At 68.4% G+C, this 17191-nt stretch carries 14 protein-coding genes, 1 tRNA gene and 1 pseudogene; 3 read left to right on the top strand and 13 right to left on the bottom strand.

Translation table 11 applies throughout. From position 1 onward, the window contains the following. Positions 1-12 precede the first annotated feature (12 nt). Entirely contained in the window at positions 13-2094 is a 2082-nt protein-coding gene (locus BLW00_RS18780) for an NHL repeat-containing protein (protein WP_139256794.1), read from the bottom strand. A 295-nt stretch (positions 2095-2389) separates the two neighbouring features. Between BLW00_RS18780 and BLW00_RS18775 the strand changes: the two are divergent. Next, positions 2390-2902 (top strand): annotated as a pseudogene (locus BLW00_RS18775) (undecaprenyl-diphosphate phosphatase); the annotation flags it as partial. A gap of 475 nt (positions 2903-3377) precedes the next feature. Here BLW00_RS18775 and BLW00_RS18770 read toward each other — a convergent pair. After that, a tRNA-Pro gene (locus tag BLW00_RS18770) sits at positions 3378-3451 on the bottom strand. Positions 3452-3803: 352 nt separating this feature from the next. Here BLW00_RS18770 and BLW00_RS18765 point away from each other — a divergent pair. Both BLW00_RS18765 and BLW00_RS18760 read left to right on the top strand, forming a co-directional pair. Then, positions 3804-4466, top strand: a complete 663-nt coding sequence (locus BLW00_RS18765) for a TetR/AcrR family transcriptional regulator (RefSeq protein ID WP_139256793.1) — start codon at positions 3804-3806, stop codon at positions 4464-4466. A gap of 26 nt (positions 4467-4492) precedes the next feature. Continuing rightward, the gene (locus BLW00_RS18760; protein ID WP_245741681.1) at positions 4493-5446 is read left to right on the top strand and encodes an ROK family protein; all 954 of its coding nucleotides are present in this window, start codon (positions 4493-4495) and stop codon (positions 5444-5446) included. An 82-nt stretch (positions 5447-5528) separates the two neighbouring features. Here the strand turns inward: BLW00_RS18760 and der are convergent, their stop codons facing one another. The 11 genes from der to BLW00_RS18705 all read right to left on the bottom strand — a co-directional run bounded on the left by der (position 5529) and on the right by BLW00_RS18705 (position 17169). After that, positions 5529-7067 carry a ribosome biogenesis GTPase Der gene (gene der / locus BLW00_RS18755; protein WP_092557029.1) on the bottom strand — a complete coding sequence of 513 codons (1539 nt, stop codon included), beginning with the start codon at positions 7065-7067 and terminating at the stop codon, positions 5529-5531. Continuing rightward, positions 7057-7746, bottom strand: a complete 690-nt coding sequence (cmk, locus tag BLW00_RS18750; protein ID WP_092557027.1) for a (d)CMP kinase — start codon at positions 7744-7746, stop codon at positions 7057-7059. The genes der and cmk overlap by 11 nt, the downstream gene beginning before the upstream one ends. Beyond that, the gene (locus tag BLW00_RS18745) at positions 7743-8867 is read right to left on the bottom strand and encodes a prephenate dehydrogenase (RefSeq protein ID WP_092557025.1); all 1125 of its coding nucleotides are present in this window, start codon (positions 8865-8867) and stop codon (positions 7743-7745) included. The genes cmk and BLW00_RS18745 overlap by 4 nt, the downstream gene beginning before the upstream one ends. Further along, entirely contained in the window at positions 8864-9691 is an 828-nt protein-coding gene (locus tag BLW00_RS18740; RefSeq protein WP_092557023.1) for a pseudouridine synthase, read from the bottom strand. Before BLW00_RS18740 ends, BLW00_RS18745 begins: the two co-directional genes overlap by 4 nt. After that, positions 9688-10359: an SMC-Scp complex subunit ScpB gene (scpB, locus tag BLW00_RS18735; protein WP_245741680.1), complete on the bottom strand. Its 672-nt coding sequence runs from the start codon at positions 10357-10359 to the stop codon at positions 9688-9690. Before scpB ends, BLW00_RS18740 begins: the two co-directional genes overlap by 4 nt. Next, on the bottom strand, positions 10349-11179 hold the full coding sequence (locus tag BLW00_RS18730; RefSeq protein WP_245741679.1) for a segregation and condensation protein A: 831 nt from the start codon (positions 11177-11179) through the stop codon (positions 10349-10351). The genes scpB and BLW00_RS18730 overlap by 11 nt, the downstream gene beginning before the upstream one ends. Beyond that, positions 11163-12020 (bottom strand): ParA family protein, encoded by an 858-nt coding sequence (locus tag BLW00_RS18725; RefSeq protein ID WP_245741686.1) that lies wholly within the window; start codon positions 12018-12020, stop codon positions 11163-11165. Before BLW00_RS18725 ends, BLW00_RS18730 begins: the two co-directional genes overlap by 17 nt. Positions 12021-12345: 325 nt before the next feature. Continuing rightward, a complete protein-coding gene (gene xerD / locus BLW00_RS18720; protein ID WP_092557015.1) occupies positions 12346-13278 on the bottom strand; it encodes a site-specific tyrosine recombinase XerD in 933 nt (310 codons plus the stop codon). 13 nt (positions 13279-13291) lie between these two features. Continuing rightward, positions 13292-13966 carry an NUDIX domain-containing protein gene (locus BLW00_RS18715; RefSeq protein WP_092557205.1) on the bottom strand — a complete coding sequence of 225 codons (675 nt, stop codon included), beginning with the start codon at positions 13964-13966 and terminating at the stop codon, positions 13292-13294. Next, positions 13959-15683: a CTP synthase gene (locus BLW00_RS18710; protein ID WP_092557013.1), complete on the bottom strand. Its 1725-nt coding sequence runs from the start codon at positions 15681-15683 to the stop codon at positions 13959-13961. The genes BLW00_RS18715 and BLW00_RS18710 overlap by 8 nt, the downstream gene beginning before the upstream one ends. Before the next feature lie 49 nt (positions 15684-15732). Beyond that, positions 15733-17169, bottom strand: a complete 1437-nt coding sequence (locus BLW00_RS18705; RefSeq protein WP_092557011.1) for a hypothetical protein — start codon at positions 17167-17169, stop codon at positions 15733-15735. Positions 17170-17191: the final 22 nt, after the last annotated feature.

Below are 17191 nucleotides of genomic sequence, written 5' to 3'. Positions count from 1 at the left end.
GCGGGCACTCACTCACGGCCGGAAGCGGTAGGAGTGCCCGCTGACGACGACCTTGAGCCAGGCATCGCCTGAGGCAACCACGGAGTCCATGCCGCAATGGGTGCTGTCGGCCGTGAACTTGCCACCCGCACCCGAGAAGCTTCCGCACAAGATGACCGCCTCCAGCCCGGCGTTGTCGGGTGCCGCAGCCCAGGTCCAGACCGCGGCCGATTCGTCGTAGAGGAGATCCGTCGGTTCGAGCGTCAGCGACGCATCAGGCGCCGACGATTCGAGCCACGGACCGCACGCTCCCCCGTCCGACTCGGCGTTGCAGCCGCGGATGCGGAACGCGTACGGCGTTCCGAAGGGGCCCTCGGTCAGGGTGCGCGGGATGACGCCGGTGCCGAAGAATCGTGCGATCCCACCCACGCCCTCTTCCCTGTCCATCCGCTGCACCTCGTAGTGATCGGCGGTGGGACCGATCTCGTCGATGCGGTACTCCCACGCGGTGCCCGATTCGATCATGCCTCCGGTCAGCGCGGTGATCTGCGAGGGCGACGGATGGGGCGACACGGTCACCAGGGCGCTGGCCGCGCACCCGTGGTCGTTGTAACCCCACACCAGGAACCCGTAGGTCGCGCCCGGCCGGTCGACGCCGGAGAAGGTGATCGTGGTCGAATCGCCCGTCGCTACGACCTCGCCGCCGCTCGGCGGTTTGCTCTGCCCCGTGCACGGAGCGGATGTCTGAGAGCCGTCGAGGCCGAGATTCTGCGCGAAGTAGCCGCCGGATGATGCGACGACTCCGCCGAATGGCGCCCACGCGAGGGTAACCGTTCCCGTGCTCTCGTCGAGTACCGCCGTCACCGGTGTCGGCTGGATGAGGAGCGGGGTCGGACCTTCGGGCGCGGCCGGTGGGTCAGCCGCGGGCGGGTCTGCCGGCGAAGGCGGCGGCTCGGCCGTCAGTGGCGACTCGTCGATGCGAGGCGTCTCCTTCGGCGATGGCGTTTCTGCCGTTGGCAGCGGCACGAATACGTCGGAGGGCTCGGCCGATGGCTTCGCTCCCTCCTCCCCCACGGCCGTCACCGGCAGCGAACCGCCCTCCGCCAGGATGATCTCACCCCAGTTGCCGACGACCTGATTGTCGGCTTGAACAGCCCACACCGATCCCGTGTCGGGGTCGTTGAGGAGAACGCCATCGCCGTTGGTCTGGAAGACCAGCTGCGCATCCGCCCGCATGTCAGGAAGTACGCCGGTGGTGACCACGGGCTCACCACCTCCATCCGGCCGACAGCTTCGCCACGTCGATCCGTCGGACCAGGCCGCGTAGGTGCATCCGCCCACCACGACCGGTCGAGCGGGATGCCCGGAATGGCCCGTTGAGACGCGCCGGACTTCGTGGGTCGCGAGATCGGCTTCGACGAGGGTAGTGCTGGTTGCCAGGTAGGCGCGCTCAGGTTGCGACGACGCGGCAGGCCGTCGCGGTGTGTCTGCGGACTGCTGCAGAGCGACAACGGAATTCGTCCGCGATAGCACACCGCTCAAGTCGATCGGCCCCGTCGACGTCAGTAGCGTCGCAGAATCGGCTTCGTGCACTATCCAGCCGTGAGATGTGCCCACCGCCTGGATGGACCCACCCGACAAGTCGACCGGCGTGCGGGGAGCGCTGGTGAGAGGCACGCCCGGCTCGGAACGGAACACGGCGTCATCCGCTGTCGACACCGCAAGCACTCCTCCGTCGGGAGTCGTGGAGACCACGCCGCCCCCGCCGAGGCGGAGATCGGGCGCCGTCGCGGCGTCGAGGGCATCGACATCGTCGGAAGGCACGACCCACAGATCACCGTTCGGTGCGGAGATCACGGTCTCGGCGAGGGCCACAACGGCCCGAGCGCCCAGAGGAACCGTCGTCGATCGTACGATCCGAGCGGTGGCGGGGTCGATCTGCTCCAAGGAGTTCGATGACGCATCCAGGGCCAGGACGACGGCTCCGCTCTGCGCGACGACAGGATCCGTCACCGGTTCGAGCGTCACCGTGTTGAGCTCGCTGATTCCGACGTCGAACCGGCCGACGCGGTCCAATGCCGCATTCGCCACCCAGACGCCGGAATCGCCAGACATCGGGCGCTCCGATGGCTTCTCGGCGAGCACAGATGCGATGGCGATCACTCCCACCATCGCGACTAGCGCGGCGCACGCGAACCAGGTCCTCCTGCTGCGTACAGACTGCTTCGGACTGGCCGTCACGTGTTCGCCCTTCGAACCGGTGAGCTCGGGTGCTCGTGGCACGCCACACACGACCTTCGTCGACTCGGCGTGCCAGCGGGATAATACCGTCGCCGCGTGAACACTCAAGTACTGCGAGCCTGTGCTCCAGCGAGAGAACCGCATCTCATGGAGCCGGAGGAATCGCTGCATGACCGTGATCAACGCCATCATCCTGGGCTTCGCGCAGGTCCTGACCGGGTTCCTCCCGATATCCTCGAGCGCGCATATCAGGATCGTCGGCGAATTGCTCGGCACGGGAGCCGACCCTGGAGCCGCGTTCACCGCCATCACGCGGCTCGGCACCGAGGCCGCCGTGCTCGGAGGCACCTTCCAGTCGGCGATCGAATCGGTACTGCGGTCGCTCCAGATCGTCGCGACGACCCTGATCGTCTTCGGCATCGCCGACCCGGTGGGAGCCAAGAGGCGCCGGGTCCGAGACATTACCGTTCCGCACGCCGCCGTCTTCGGGTTCGCGCAGGCGCTGGCCCTCATCCCCGGGGTATCACGGTCGGGCGGAACGATCTCCGCCAGCCTGTTCCTCGGATACGAGCTCAAGACAGTCGCGCGCTACTCGTTCCTCTTCGCGATCCCCGCCGTGTTGGACAGCGGCTTCTACGAGCTCGTCAAAGTCGTCACCCACCAGGAAGGGACGTCGGGCCCGCCCTGTACCCCATAGTCGCGCCGCTTGAGCCGGTTCTGCGCAGACTCACGCCGCAACGGGCCCGCGACGTGCCACTATTTCGGGGACCGCACGGCGGCGGCATCACGAGCGTAGCGGTGCGCGACGCAACAATGTGGAACGCGCTCGCTGCGGGTCTCGGTTTGCCGGGTTGCGTGATCACGACCGTCGACCTGCGGGTGCAACGTAATTCGCGAACGCAGGCGTCTCGATCCACGTCGTGAGTGACATCCTCGGGGCATGCGTCGGTCGAGACAACGCTGGCGTACCCCTCACACTGACGACACCGCATTGCAGAACGCCGCAGCGCGCGTAAGCCGAAGCCTCCGGGAGGCCTCGATGAGGAGCTAAAAACGCCTGAACCCCCTGACCGGGGTACAGATTGGGTACAGATCCCCCAAGAGCGAGAGAAAACAATCCAAGCCAAATAGTGGCTTGATCAGGTATTTTACATCTGTCGGGCTGACAGGATTTGAACCTGCGACCCCTTGACCCCCAGTCAAGTGCGCTACCAAGCTGCGCCACAGCCCGTGGCTTGCCGCCGGAAACACCCGAAGGCGCTCCAGACAACTTGTCCATGATAGCGCCTCCGCGACCGCCCCGCTGACGCGCACCCGCGAATCACGACCCGATAACGGATTGCACCGAGTCGCCGACAGCGCTCCATGCAGATGCATAGGATCAGTCGCAGAGGCGCGCTGTGGGGATGACCCGAACGGCCCCCGCAGCGCCCTCCCTCACCAACCTCCCGATCGCGCGCCCCACGAGCACGATGTCCTGCGGCGACGTGCCGGCCCGCAGGCACCGCACGGCTTTCCGCATAGTTTGGGACTCACACTCCCAAACTCATCGTCTTCCCGAGTTCGTCGGTACATAATTGACCATGCCCCAGTCAACCGCTGTGCCCTCAGCCCCATCCCGACGTCAGGGTGCGTCCGTCAATCTCACCGAGCCACGAGCCGCCCGAACGCACGAAGCCCTCACCACCGCCCTCTTCGATCTGCTGCGCGATCACGATCTCACCGAGATCAGCATCTCCGAGCTGTGCCGAACGGCGGGCGTGCACCGCACCACCTTCTACGGACACTTCGCCGACATCTACGCCTTCGCCGCCGACGCATTCGCCCGTATGCTCGACGAGCTGGCGAACGTGGCCGACGACCCGTCCAGCTTCGACGAATCCTCCCCCGAGGCCATCACCGCGGCCTATGCGGAGTCGGTGCGCCGCGAACTGATCCACATCCGCGAGCACCGCGCCGCCTACCGCATGATGTTCAGCACTCGGGTCGACGCCGGGTTCCGCCGCGAACTCTTCCAGCGGCTGCTGAGACGCGCATCCATCTCGGTGTCGATCTGGCAGCGCCACGGCGTCGCCACCGGCATCGACGCCGCGACGGCCGCCGCCTACATCGCGGGCGGCTCGGTGGGCGTGTTCGAAGACTGGGCCAACAGCGACGACACCGACGCGGATGCCCGCACCAGCGAGATCATGGCCACCTCCCCCGCCTGGTGCGCTCCGCTCTACCAGGCGCATGACGCGAGCTGACCCGTCCGATGGTGTGAAATAGGACGGTGCCTCACAACGACACCGCCCCTTCCGTGCGCCCTCTCGCCCTGGCCATCGACGTCGGCGGCACGAAAGTCGAAGCCGCGCTCGTCGACGACCGGGCCCGGGTGATCGACGGCACCCGCCATCGCGCTCCCACCGGCGCCGAGAATTCGGCCGAGGCGATCGCGGATGCGGTGCGCCGGGTCATCGACGAGACGCTCGCCTCCGCCCCCACCGGAGCCCGCATCCTCGGCGCCGGCATCGGCTCCGCTGGCCCGATCGACATCGGGCGCGGCACGGTCTCCCCCCTCAACCTCGCGGTCTGGCGCGGCTTTCCGCTGGCCGCACTGGTGTCCGAGCAGTCGGGCATCGCCGACCCCGTGCTCCGGCTCGACGGCCTCTGCATCCTGCTCGCCGAGCACTGGGCCGGCGCGCTGCAGGGTTACCGCACCGCGATGGGCATGGTGGTCTCCACCGGGATCGGCGGCGGCCTCCTGGTGGAGGGCCGGCTCGTGGGCGGCCGCTCCGGCAACGCCGGGCATCTCGGCCAGATCCAGCTGCACACCCACGGCGGCGGCGGTCGCGACCTCTCGGTCACTCTCGAGGGCATCGCGGCCGGCCCCCGCATCGTGAATTGGGCCAAGGAACAGGGCTGGCAGGGCAACACCGGCGAAGACCTCGCCACGAGCTACCGGGAGAACGACCCGATCGCCGTCGCTGCGGTGCGCCGCTGCGCCCGTGCGGTCGGCGAGGGCATCGCCTCGGTCTGCGCCCTCGTCGACCTCGAAGCGGTCGCGATCGGCGGCGGATTCTCGCGGGTGACGCCCGACCTCTTCGACCTCATCCGCGAAGCCATCGACGAGGTCGCACCCCTCGACACGATCGCGGGCGTGCAGATCCTGCCCTCAGCCCTCTCCGACGAAGGTCCGCTGATCGGCGCGGCAGGTCTCATCCACCGCGCCGACCTTCTCCCCTGACCCAAACCTCCTCGCGAGTCGCCAAAATCCGCCCTCTTCCGGCGTGGGAAGGGCGGATTTTGGCGGGTCGCGAGGAGGAGGACTAGCGCTTGCGCTTCTCGCGCACCCGCATGTTGACCACGATCGGCGACCCCTCGAAGCCGTAGATCTCGCGCAGGCGGCGCTGAACGTAGCGACGGTAACCCGGATCGAGGAACCCGGTCGCGAACAACACGAAGGTCGGCGGGCGCGACGCGGCCTGCGTTCCGAACAGGATGCGCGGCTGCTTGCCCCCGCGCACCGGGTGCGGATGGGCCGCGGTGAGCTCCGCGAGGAACGCGTTGAACTTGCCGGTGGGGATGCGGGTGTCCCACGAGTCGAGCGCGAGCTCGAGCGCGGGCACCAGCTTCTCCAGGTGCCGCCCGGTGCGCGCCGAGATGTTCACGCGCGGTGCCCAGGTGACGTGCGCAAGATCCTGTTCGATCTCGCGTTCGAGGTAACGGCGCCGCTCGTCGTCGAGCAGGTCCCACTTGTTGAAGGCCAGCACGAGGGCGCGGCCCGATTCGAGCACGAGGTCGATGATGCGCAGATCCTGAACGGAGATGGGCTCGGTGACATCCAGCACCACCACGGCGACTTCGGCCTTCTCGAGCGCCGCGGATGTGCGCAGCGAGGCGTAGAAATCGGCCCCCTGCTGCAGATGCACGCGCTTGCGGATGCCCGCGGTGTCGACGAACGTCCACACCTTGCCACCCAGCTCGACCTGCTCGTCGACCGGGTCGCGCGTGGTTCCGGCAAGTTCGTTCACCACCACGCGTTCTTCGCCCGCCGCCTTGTTGAGCAGGGAGCTCTTGCCCACGTTCGGCCGGCCGAGGATGGCGACACGTCGAGGTCCGCCCACCTCCTGCTTGGCCACGTTGGAGACCTCGGGCATCTTCTCCATGATGATGTCGAGGAGGTCGGCCACGCCGCGACCGTGCAACGCCGAGACCGGATACGGCTCACCGAGACCCAGCGACCACAGCGCCGAGGCGCCCGGCTCCTGACGCACGTCATCGACCTTGTTGGCGGCGAGGAACACCGGCCGGTTGGCCCGGCGCAGCAACTTCACCACGTGCTCGTCGGTCGCGGTGGCGCCCACGTTCGAGTCGACCACGAACAGCACCACGTCGGCGAGGTCGATCGCGACCTCGGCCTGAGCGGCCACGGCCGCGTTGATGCCCGAGGCATCCGGCTCCCAGCCGCCGGTGTCGACGAGGGTGAACCGCCGCCCGTTCCACTCCGCCTTGTAGGCGACGCGGTCGCGGGTGACACCCGGCACGTCTTCGACCACCGCTTCACGGCGGCCCAGGATGCGGTTGACCAGCGCCGACTTGCCCACGTTCGGCCGGCCCACGATCGCGAGCACGGGAAGCGCGGGCAGGTAGAACACGCCGTCGGGGTAGTCGTCGCTCAGCTCGAGCAAGTCGAGGTCGCCCTCGTCGAGCTCGTAGTCGTTGAGCCCTGCGCGCAGGGTCGCCGCTCGCTGCTCGGCCAGGTCTTCGTCGACCTCGGCGAGCCGCGTGACGAGATCGTCGTCGGGCGCGTCGAATTCCTCCGCGTCGATGCCGGAGTCGGGGGTGGGGTTCTGGCTATCCGCCATGCGAGGTCCTCGCTGTCTGAACGACATCGACCACCGCGGAAACGGTCTGGTCGAAGTCGAGGTCGGTGGAATCGACGGTGGTGACGCCGTCGGCGGCGTTCATGAAGTCGACGACGCGAGAATCCGCTTTGTCTCGAGACCGGAGGGCCTCACCGACGGCGGCGGCCGATTCGCTGGTCAATTCCTTGGAGCGCCTCGCCATTCTAGCGTCTTCCGAGGCGGTGAGCAGGATGCGCACCGGCGCATCCGGGGCCACGACCGTCGTGATGTCGCGCCCTTCGGCCACGATCCCGTCGAATGGGGTGGCCGCCATGATGGCCCGGAAGCGTTCGTTGAGCCAGCGCCGCACCTCCGGGATGCGGGCGACGAGGCTCACCACGCCGGTGACGCGCGGCTCGCGGATGGCGTCGGTCACATCCGCCGAGCCCACGCGCACGTAGTAGTCGTCGGGGTCGGTGCCGATACGGAAGTCGAAGTCGGGCAGCTCGGCGATGACGTCGGCGGCGACGGATGCGTCGATCCCCCGCACCATCAGATGCCACGACAGCGCGCGGTACGACGCCCCGGTGTCGAGATACGCGAACCCCAGAGCGCGGGCGACGGCGCGGCTCACGCTCGACTTGCCGCTGCCGGCCGGGCCGTCGATCGCCACGATCACGGGTACTGAACCGGTGGTCATCCGGCGATCCTCCATCCACGGTCCGCGAGCGCGGCCGTCAATCTCTCCACGGCCTCGGGCAGCACCGCGATCTCGGCGAGGCCGATCTGGGCGCCGGGAGAGTGCTCCAGGCGCAGGTCTTCGAGGTTCACGCCGATCTCGCCCATCTCGGTCAGCAGGCGTGCCAGCTCGCCCGGGGTGTCGTCGACCATGACGACGATCGAGGCGTAGCGCCGGTCTTGACCGTGTTTGCCCGGGATGCGCGCCACGCCCGTGTTGCCGCCGGCCAGCATCTCCACCATCGTGCGGCGCCAGGTCGAGCTCGGCAGCGCTTCAGCCGACGGGGAAGTCGAGCCGAACGAGCTCGCGTCGAGCGCCTGGATCACCTCGTCGAGGTCGTCGCGCACTCCGCGCAGCACCTCGGCCGTCGGCGTGGCGTTGGCGCCGAGGATCTGCACCCACAGGGCGGGGTCGCTCGCCGCGATGCGGGTCACGTCGCGCAGCCCCTGCCCGGCGAGGTTCACCGCGGCATCCGGAGCACCCGCGAGGCGGCGTGCCATCAGCGTCGAGATCACCTGCGGCGCATGCGACACGAGAGCGACGCTCGAGTCGTGCTCCTCCGCCGTCATCTCCACGAGGGTCGCGCCCAGGTCGAGGATGAGGTCGTCGACTGCGGCGGCCGTCTGGTAGGAGATGCCGGCGTGCCCGGCCACCACCCAGGGCCGGCCGAGGAAGAGGTCGGCGCGGCCCGACATCGGCCCGCCCTTCTCCCGTCCGGCGAGCGGATGCGATCCCACGTAGCGAGTCACGTCGCCCCCCGCTGCGATCACCGCGTCGAGGATCGGCTTCTTGACGCTCGCCACATCGGTGACCACGGCGCGGGGATAGGCCGAGAGCTCACGCACGATGACCGACGCGGTCACGTCGGGCGGAACGCACACCACCACGAGCTGCGGCTCGTCGCCATCCGTCGCGCCCCGCCCGGCGCCGTAGTCGACGGCGATGCTGACATTGGTCGGCGACGCATCGGAGAGGATGACGTCGACCCCGCGTGCGCGGAGGCCCAGCGCGATGCTCGTCCCGAGCAGGCCCACTCCGACGACCCGCACCGGTCCCGTCAGACGGCTCTCGACCACGTTCACTCCTCGATGTCTTCCGTCTCGTCCGTTGCCTCCGGCTCGGCGGCCGGAACATCGGTGGCGTCGCGCGACAGGGTCAGCAGCTGGCCGACTTCCACCTTAGTCAGGTCGCGCATCCCACCGGCCTTCAGGGTGCCGAGGTTCAGCGGTCCGAAGGAGCGTCGCACGAGTTCGGTGACCGGATGCCCCACGGCGTCGAGCATGCGCCGCACGATGCGGTTGCGCCCGGAGTGCAGGGTCAGCTCCACCAGCGAGGTCTCGCTCTCCACATCGAGCAGGCGCGCCTTGTCGGCGGCGATCGGCCCGTCCTCCAGCTCGATCCCGTGGGTCAGCTTGGAGATGGTCTGCGGACTCACGCGCCCCTCCACCTTCGCGATGTAGGTCTTCAGCACACCGAACGACGGATGCGCGAGCACGTGCGCGAGGTCGCCGTCGTTGGTGAGGATGAGCAGTCCGGTGGTCTCGGCGTCGAGTCGCCCCACGTTGAACAGCCGCTCCTCGTACTGCTCCGTGTAGCGCCGCAGGTCGGGGCGGCCGTATTGGTCGGCCAGGGAGCTCACGATGCCAAGGGGCTTGTTGAGCATCACGTAGCGCTTCGCCGGGTCGAGCTGCACGGCCACGCCGTCGACGGAGACGAGGTCGTTCTCGGGGTCGATACGCCGGCCGAGCTCGGTCACGATCTGGCCGTTGACCTCCACCCGCCCGGCCTGGATCAGCTGCTCGGAGACGCGCCGCGACGCCACTCCGGCGGCGGCCATCACCTTCTGCAGCCGCACCCCCTGGGGCTCGGCGTTGTCATCCCACGCGGGGATCTCGAAGGGGGTCATCGTGCCATTCCGATCTCGTCGAATCCGTTACTGCCGTCCTCGAGCAGCGGCGAGATCTTCGGCAGCTCCTCGAGCGAGTTGATACCGAGCTGCGTGAGCAGCAGGTCGGTGGTGCCGTAGAGGATCGCGCCGGTCTCGGCCTGCGTCGAGACCTCGGTGATGAGACCGCGACTGAGCAGCGTGCGCACCACCGAGTCGACGTTGACGGCACGGATGCTCGCCACGGCCCCTCTCGAGATCGGCTGCTTGTAGGCGATCACCGAGAGCGTCTCGAGGGCGGCCTGCGAGAGCCGCGAGGGGTTCTGGGTGAGCACGAAGTCGGCCACCAGCCCGTCCCATTCGCCGCGCACGTAGATCCGCCACCCGCCGGCCACTTCGCGGAGCTCGAAGCCGCGGCGCACCGATCCGGGCGTCACGCCGTCGTAGTCGTCGACCAGCCGCTCGATGCCCTGGCGCACCACGGGAACCGGACGCGAGAGCGCGGTGGCGAGCGCCACCAGGCTCTGCGGCTCGTCGGCCACCATGAAGATGGCTTCGAGCGCCCGGTCGACGTCGGCCGGCGAGTCGAGCTGGTTCGAATCCGCAAACGTCGCCGCATCCGGGTCTGTCTGCGCCTCGGATGCCACGTCGTTTGCGTTTTCGAACGGCATGGTCGTCTCAGTTGTCATAGTCGGCTCCCAAGTTGGCCAGGTTGTCTTCGTTCCAGTTCTCCGCGGTCCAGCGCAGCGTCAATTCGCCGAGCGGTTCGAGCTGTTCGAACGAGATGGAGGCGTGCCGGTAGAGCTCGAGCACCGCCAGGAATCGCGCGATCACTACGCCCTTCTCGGAGATCCCCACGATCAGCTGCCGGAACGAGACCGGAGCGGCCGACGACCGCAGCACGGCCACGACGTGGGCCGCCTGCTCCCGGATGCTCACGAGCGGCGCATGCAGGTGCTCCAATCCCACGACGGGGATCTCCCGCGGCGCCAGCGCGAAGGCGGCGAGCGCCGCGAAGTCCTCGACCGACAGCGTCCACACCAGTTCGGGCGTCTGCTGCCGGTACTTCTCCTCGAGCCGCACCTGACGCGGCCGCCGGGTCGACTCCTCCTCGAAACGCAGGGCCAGCCACGCCGAGACCTCCTTGAAGGCGCGGTACTGCAGCAGTCGGGCGAACAGTAGATCGCGCGCTTCGAGCAACGCCACGTCTTCGGCGTCCACGAGCTCGCCTTGCGGCAGCAGTCCCACGATCTTCAGATCGAGCAGCGTCGCCGCCACCACCAGGAACTCGGATGCGCGGTCGAGCTCCTCCGCCGAGTCGAGGTTCTTGAGGTAGCCGATGAACTCATCCGTCACCCGGCTGAGCGAGATCTCGGTGATGTCGAGCTCGTGCTTCGAGATGAGCGACAGCAGCAGGTCGAACGGCCCCTCGAAGTTGTCGAGGCTCAGCGAGAAGCCGGGAGCGGTCGACCCTTCCGGCGCGAGGTCGGTGTCAGGCGATCGCGCCACGGGCGACCAGTTCTCTGGCCAGCTGCTTGTAGGCCTTGGCCGAGGAGTGCTCCGGCGCGAACTGCGTGATCGGCTTGCCCGACACCGTCGCATCCGGGAACTTCACGGTGCGGCCGATCACCGTCTCGAACACCTTGTCGCCGAAGGTCTCCACCACGCGCTCCAGCACCTCGCGCGAGTGCAGCGTGCGCGGGTCGTACATGGTGGCGAGGATGCCGTCGAGCACGATGGCGGGATTCAGCCGGTCACGGATCTTGTCGATGGTCTCCACCAGAAGCGCGACTCCGCGCAGGGCGAAGTACTCGCACTCGAGCGGGATGAGCACGCCGTGGCTCGCCGTCAAGGCGTTCACCGTGAGGAGGCCGAGCGAGGGCTGGCAGTCGATCAGGATCACGTCGTACTGGTCGCTCACCTTGCGCAGCACGCGGGCGAGGATCGACTCGCGCGCGACCTCGCTCACGAGGTGCACCTCGGCGGCAGAGAGGTCGATGTTCGCCGGGATAATGTCGAGGCCCTCGACGCTGGTGTGCTGGATGGCCTCATTCGGGTCTTTCAGCGTGCCGAGCAGCAGGTCGTAGATCGTGGGCGCATCGTGCGTGAGCACACCGAGACCGGCCGAGAGCGCGCCCTGCGGGTCGAAGTCGATGGCGAGCACCTTACGGCCGTATTCGGCGAGCGCCGCTCCCACGTTCACGCTGGTCGTCGTCTTGCCGACGCCGCCCTTCTGGTTGCAGAGCGAGATGATGCGCGCGGGCCCGTGTGATTTCAGCGGGGCGGGAACAGGGAATTCGCGGAGAGGTCTGCCCGTCGGACCGATCTTGGGGAGGTCGAGCCCCGCCAGCTCATCGGCCTGGGTCTTCTTCGCCGTTCGCGTATTCCTGGTCGGCACCGAGTTTCTCCTCGTTCTGCCCGCCATCCCGGCGGGCTTGTTCGATTCTATGCCGGAGTGCCCGCAGCCACGCGCCCAACACTCGGGGTAACCAGACCGCAGCCCGCGGGCCGCGCCCGACGACCCAGCGTGAGGCCGAGGCCGCGCCAGCGACCTCAGCCGAACATGTCGCCTCGCGCCGCAGAAGCGGCGGCGCGAGCAACGAGCGCCGAGCTACCCGCAGGGCAGCTCAGCGCGGGAAGTAGCGAGGCGGCACCCCACCCACCCACCCACCCACCTACCGCGCCCGCGGATGCGCCGTCTGATACATGTCGATCAGCGTGTCCGCCGTCACATGGGTGTAGAGCTGCGTGGTGGTCACCGAGGAGTGCCCGAGCAGGTCCTGCACCACGCGCACGTCGGCGCCGCCCTGCAGCAGGTGCGTGGCGAAGGAATGCCGGAAGGTGTGCGGCGAGATGTGCGTCTCGAGCTTCGCCCGCTCGGCGGCCGACTGGATCACGAGCCAGGCGCCCTGCCGGCTGAGCCGCTGGCCCCGGATGCCCAGGAAGAGCGCCGGTGTCGACGGCCCGCGCACCGAGAACACCGGCCGCACCCGCACGAGGTACGCATCGAGGGCGGCGCGCGCGAACCGCCCCACCGGCACGATCCGCTGCTTGCTGCCCTTGCCGGTCACCCGCACGATGTCGCCGTCCTGCACGTCGTCGACGTTGAGATCCACCACCTCCGAGATCCGCGCGCCGGTGGCGTACAGCAGTTCGAGCAGGGCCCGATCGCGAAGCGCGACGGGGTCGTCGCCGCCGGTAGCGGTGAGGAGCCGGTCCATCTGCTCGATCGAGATCGCCTTGGGCAGTCGCAGCGCGAGCTTCGGCGGCTTCACGTCGCGCGCGGCATCCGTGTCGACCAGGCCCTCCTCAGCGAGGTAACGGTGGAAGCTGCGCACCGACGACAGGATGCGCGCGATCGACGAAGCGCTCAGCTCACCTTCGCCGACCGTGCGCGCCGCCTGGGTGAAGGCGCTGATGTCGCTCTCCCCCACGGTCGCCATGTCGTGGATGCCGCGCGACCGCAGCCATTCCGAATAGCGCCCGAGGTCGCGACGATACGCGGCGATCGTGTTCGCCGAGAGGCCGCGTTCGATGGTGATGTGGCGCAGGAACCCGTCGATCGCCCGGTCGACTCCGGTCGGACCGGCCACCGCCTGCTGAGCCATCGTCGCGCCGCGACTATTCGGTGGCGAGCTCGGGCACGGCCCCGCGGAAGCGGGGGTGGGCGGGCCAGGCGTCGTCGGCGGGCCGCAGCGTCGACCAGCCCTTCGCCCGGGAAGCGTGGGCGGCGAGCGTCCCGATCGCGAGCGACGGGTTCTGCACCCGGCTGGCGAGCACAGCGTCGAACGCGTCGTCGAGGCTCACCCACCGCTTCTCCATGTCGGCTTCCTCGCCGGTGCGCTCGAAAGCGGGCACCTCGCGCAGGCCGCGGGCCACGAAGATCCGGATAGCCTCGTTGTTCCCACCGGGCGTCGTCACGTAGTCGATCAGCACATGCCAGTCGTCGGCCTCGAGATCGACCTCCTCCGCCAGCTCCCGTTTTGCGGCGTCGAGCGGCGACTCGGAGTCGACGTCGAGGAGCCCGGCCGGCGGTTCCCATTCACGACTGCGCACCGGATGCCGGTACTGCTTGATCAGCAGCACCCGGTCGGCGTCGTCGAGCGCGAAGATCGCGACCGCGCCCGGGTGGTCGACGAAGTCGCGCCGCAGCGTCGCTCCCCCGTAGCGGAAACCTTCGCGCCGCACGTCCCAGACATACCCGTCGAACACGACCTCGCTCGACGACACCGGCGCTTCCGCCGGCTCGTCGGCCAGCACGAAGCCCGCGGCGCCGACAGCGGCGTTCTCAGGCATCCGCATCCTGCGCCGGGAACAGCCGAGTGGCTTCTTGACGCTCGAGCGACGCCGCCACGAGCCCCTGGAACAGCGGATGCGGCCGGCTGGGCCGCGAACGAAGCTCCGGGTGCGCCTGGGTCGCCACGTAGTAGGGGTGCACGTCGCGCGGCAGCTCGACGTACTCCACCAGATGGCCGTCGGGCGAGACGCCCGAGAACCAGAGTCCGGCATCCGCGATCTGCTCGCGGTATCTGTTGTTGACCTCGTAGCGGTGGCGGTGACGCTCGGCAGCAGTCGGAGCCCCGTAGACCTCTTCGACGATGGAGCCGGATGCGAGCTCGGCTTCGTAGAGACCGAGTCGCATCGTGCCGCCCAGGTCGCCGCCTGCGATGATGTCGACCTGCTCGGCCATCGTCGCGATCACGGGGAACTCGGTGTCGGGGTCGAACTCGCTCGAGGAGGCGCCGGTCAGCCCGACGACGTTCCGCGCGTATTCGATCACCATGCACTGGAGGCCGAGACAGAGGCCGAGGGCCGGGATGCCGTTCTCGCGGGCGAAGCGCAGCGCACCGAGCTTGCCCTCGATGCCGCGCACGCCGAATCCGCCGGGCACGAGGATCCCGTCCACTCCGTCGACCCCGGAGAGCTCACGGGCGGCTCCCTCGGGCGTCTCGCAGTTGTCGGAGGGGATCCACTTGATCTTCACCTTCGTGCGGTGGGCGAAGCCTCCCGCACGCAGCGCCTCGGTCACCGAGAGGTAGGCATCGGGAAGGTCGATGTACTTGCCCACCAGGCCGATCGTCACCTCGTGCTTGGGCTCGTGCACGGCGTCGAGCAGCGGCTGCCAGCCCGACCAGTCCACGTCGCTCGCCTTGTCGCCCAGGTCGAGGTGGTCGACGATGTAGGCGTCCAGACCCTGCTCGTGCAGCATGGTGGGGATGTCGTAGATCGACGGCACGTCGATCGCGTTCACCACGGCCTGCTCGTCGACGTCGCACATCAGCGCGATCTTGCGCTTGTTGCTCTCGGAGACGGGCCGGTCGCTGCGCAGCACCAGCGCATCCGGCTGGATGCCGATCGAACGCAGGGCGGCCACCGAGTGCTGCGTAGGCTTCGTCTTCTGCTCACCGGAGGCGTTCATGAACGGCACCAGCGACACGTGCACGAAGAACACGTTCTTGCGGCCGAGCTCGTGGCGCACCTGGCGAGCCGACTCGATGAACGGCTGCGATTCGATGTCGCCCACCGTGCCGCCGATCTCGGTGATGATCACGTCGGGGCGTGAGGCGTCGTGGGCCTGCAGGCGCATCCGACGCTTGATCTCGTCGGTGATGTGCGGGATGACCTGCACCGTGTCGCCGAGGTACTCACCTCGGCGCTCTTTCGCGATCACGCTCGAGTAGATCTGCCCGGTCGTGACGTTCGCGGCCTGGTTCAGATTGATGTCGAGGAAGCGCTCGTAGTGCCCGATGTCGAGATCGGTCTCCGCGCCGTCGTCGGTCACGAAGACCTCGCCGTGCTGGAACGGGTTCATCGTTCCCGGGTCGACGTTGAGATAGGGATCGAGCTTCTGCATCACGACGCGCAAGCCGCGCGCGGTGAGCAAGTTGCCGAGGCTCGCGGCGGTGAGGCCTTTGCCCAGAGAAGAGACGACACCCCCGGTGACGAAGATGTGCTTCGTCAGTTTCGAGTCGTTCTGGTTCGTCGTACGGTCCGCGTCATGATCATCGTCCACGGAGTTCCATCCTAACAGTGGTCTGAGGGGGTCTCGTCGCTCGACGCGGTCAGGAGATCAGCACGTCGTCGTCAGCCTTCTCGGACGAGTCTTTCGATTCCCCCGGCTCGACCGGCTCTTCGTCGACGACCTCGACCACGACGACCTCCGGCTGCACCGGCCGCTGCAACAGCTCCACGAGCAGCAGGAGCACCACGGCGATCACTGCGGTCCAGATGATCTGCCCCGTCGAGAGCGGCCGCAGGAACAGGATGAAAGCGGCCGCTGCGACGCCGATCAGCACCTGGATGAGCACCCGCTGCCGGCCGAGCACCCGCCCGAACGCGCCGGTGGAGATGCCGCGGGCGTCGCCGATGGCGCGCAGCTTCGTCGCGGCATCGCCGAAGGCCCGGCGCAATGCGGGCGCGGGGCGGTACGGGCCGACGGCCCAGCTGATCACCATCACCGTGAACGCCAGCACCGCCACCGCCACCACCGTGCTGGCGACCCTCGACGTCACGGCGTCGTAGATCACCCCGGCCGCGTCGATCGGAACATACCGGGGCGCTATCGAGGCCACCGTGACGAGGTTGCCGATCCGGAGAGCGATCCCCAGCAGCACCATCACCACGCCGAGCGACAACCCGGTCCAGAACAGGGTCACCGTGCGGCGTTTGGCCACCACCACCCCGGCGGCCAGGAACGCGATCGCGATCCACGGAAGCCACATCCCGAGGCTGACGGCAAGTCCGTAAGCGAGGGTCAGCTGTCCGAAGCTGTCGGATTTCGCCACCACGATGTTGACGTCGACCGTGGGGATCGCATCGGCGAAACTCAACCCCTGGTCGATCATCGCCGCCTTCACGGCCTCGATGATCGGTCCGAGCTGCACGGAGAGCTCACCGGACGAGGAGATCGAGAGCGCCCCCGCCGGATCGTTCGTCATCGCGGCCACCAGCTGCTGGTGACTCACCCGGAGCGCCTGCTCCCAGATGTCGGCGAACGCCGGCGACTCCACGAAGTTCGTCACCACGGTGGTCGCGAGCGACTGCAGGCCGAGCGCCGCCGGCTTCTTCAGCGCGGTGAGGGCGGCGGATGCGGCGGGCGGCAGACCGAGTTGATCGACGGCATCGAACACATCGCTCGTGGTCTTCTCGAAGTCGACCTGCTGCTCCACCGCGGTCATCACCTCGTCGATCACGAACGCTTGCACGGCCTGGTCTTTCGCCAGCGGCGCGAACGTCGACACGAACGCCTCGGTGTCGGCCAGCTGACTCTGCGTCCAGTTGGCCGCGACGGCCACCGGCGCGAGGATCAGCCCGATCACCACGAGAACGACGGATGCGACGGTGCGGCCCCGGCGACGCCCCGATCGTCGGCGTCCGGCCGGCTCCGCGCCGTCCTCCATCGGGAGGGGAAGAGTGTCGGCCAGCCGCGCCTCTTCGCGCAGCCGCTCGTTCTCCGCCTGGAGCTGTTCGACGAGTGCCGCCAACTCGCTGTTCGTCATCCGTGCCATCGTCTCATCCCCT

It is taken from the genome of Herbiconiux ginsengi (assembly GCF_900107435.1).
GTDB lineage: Bacteria > Actinomycetota > Actinomycetes > Actinomycetales > Microbacteriaceae > Herbiconiux > Herbiconiux ginsengi.
The sequence above is the reverse complement of the archived record's forward strand: the minus strand, read 5'-3'. Positions and strand labels throughout refer to the sequence as shown.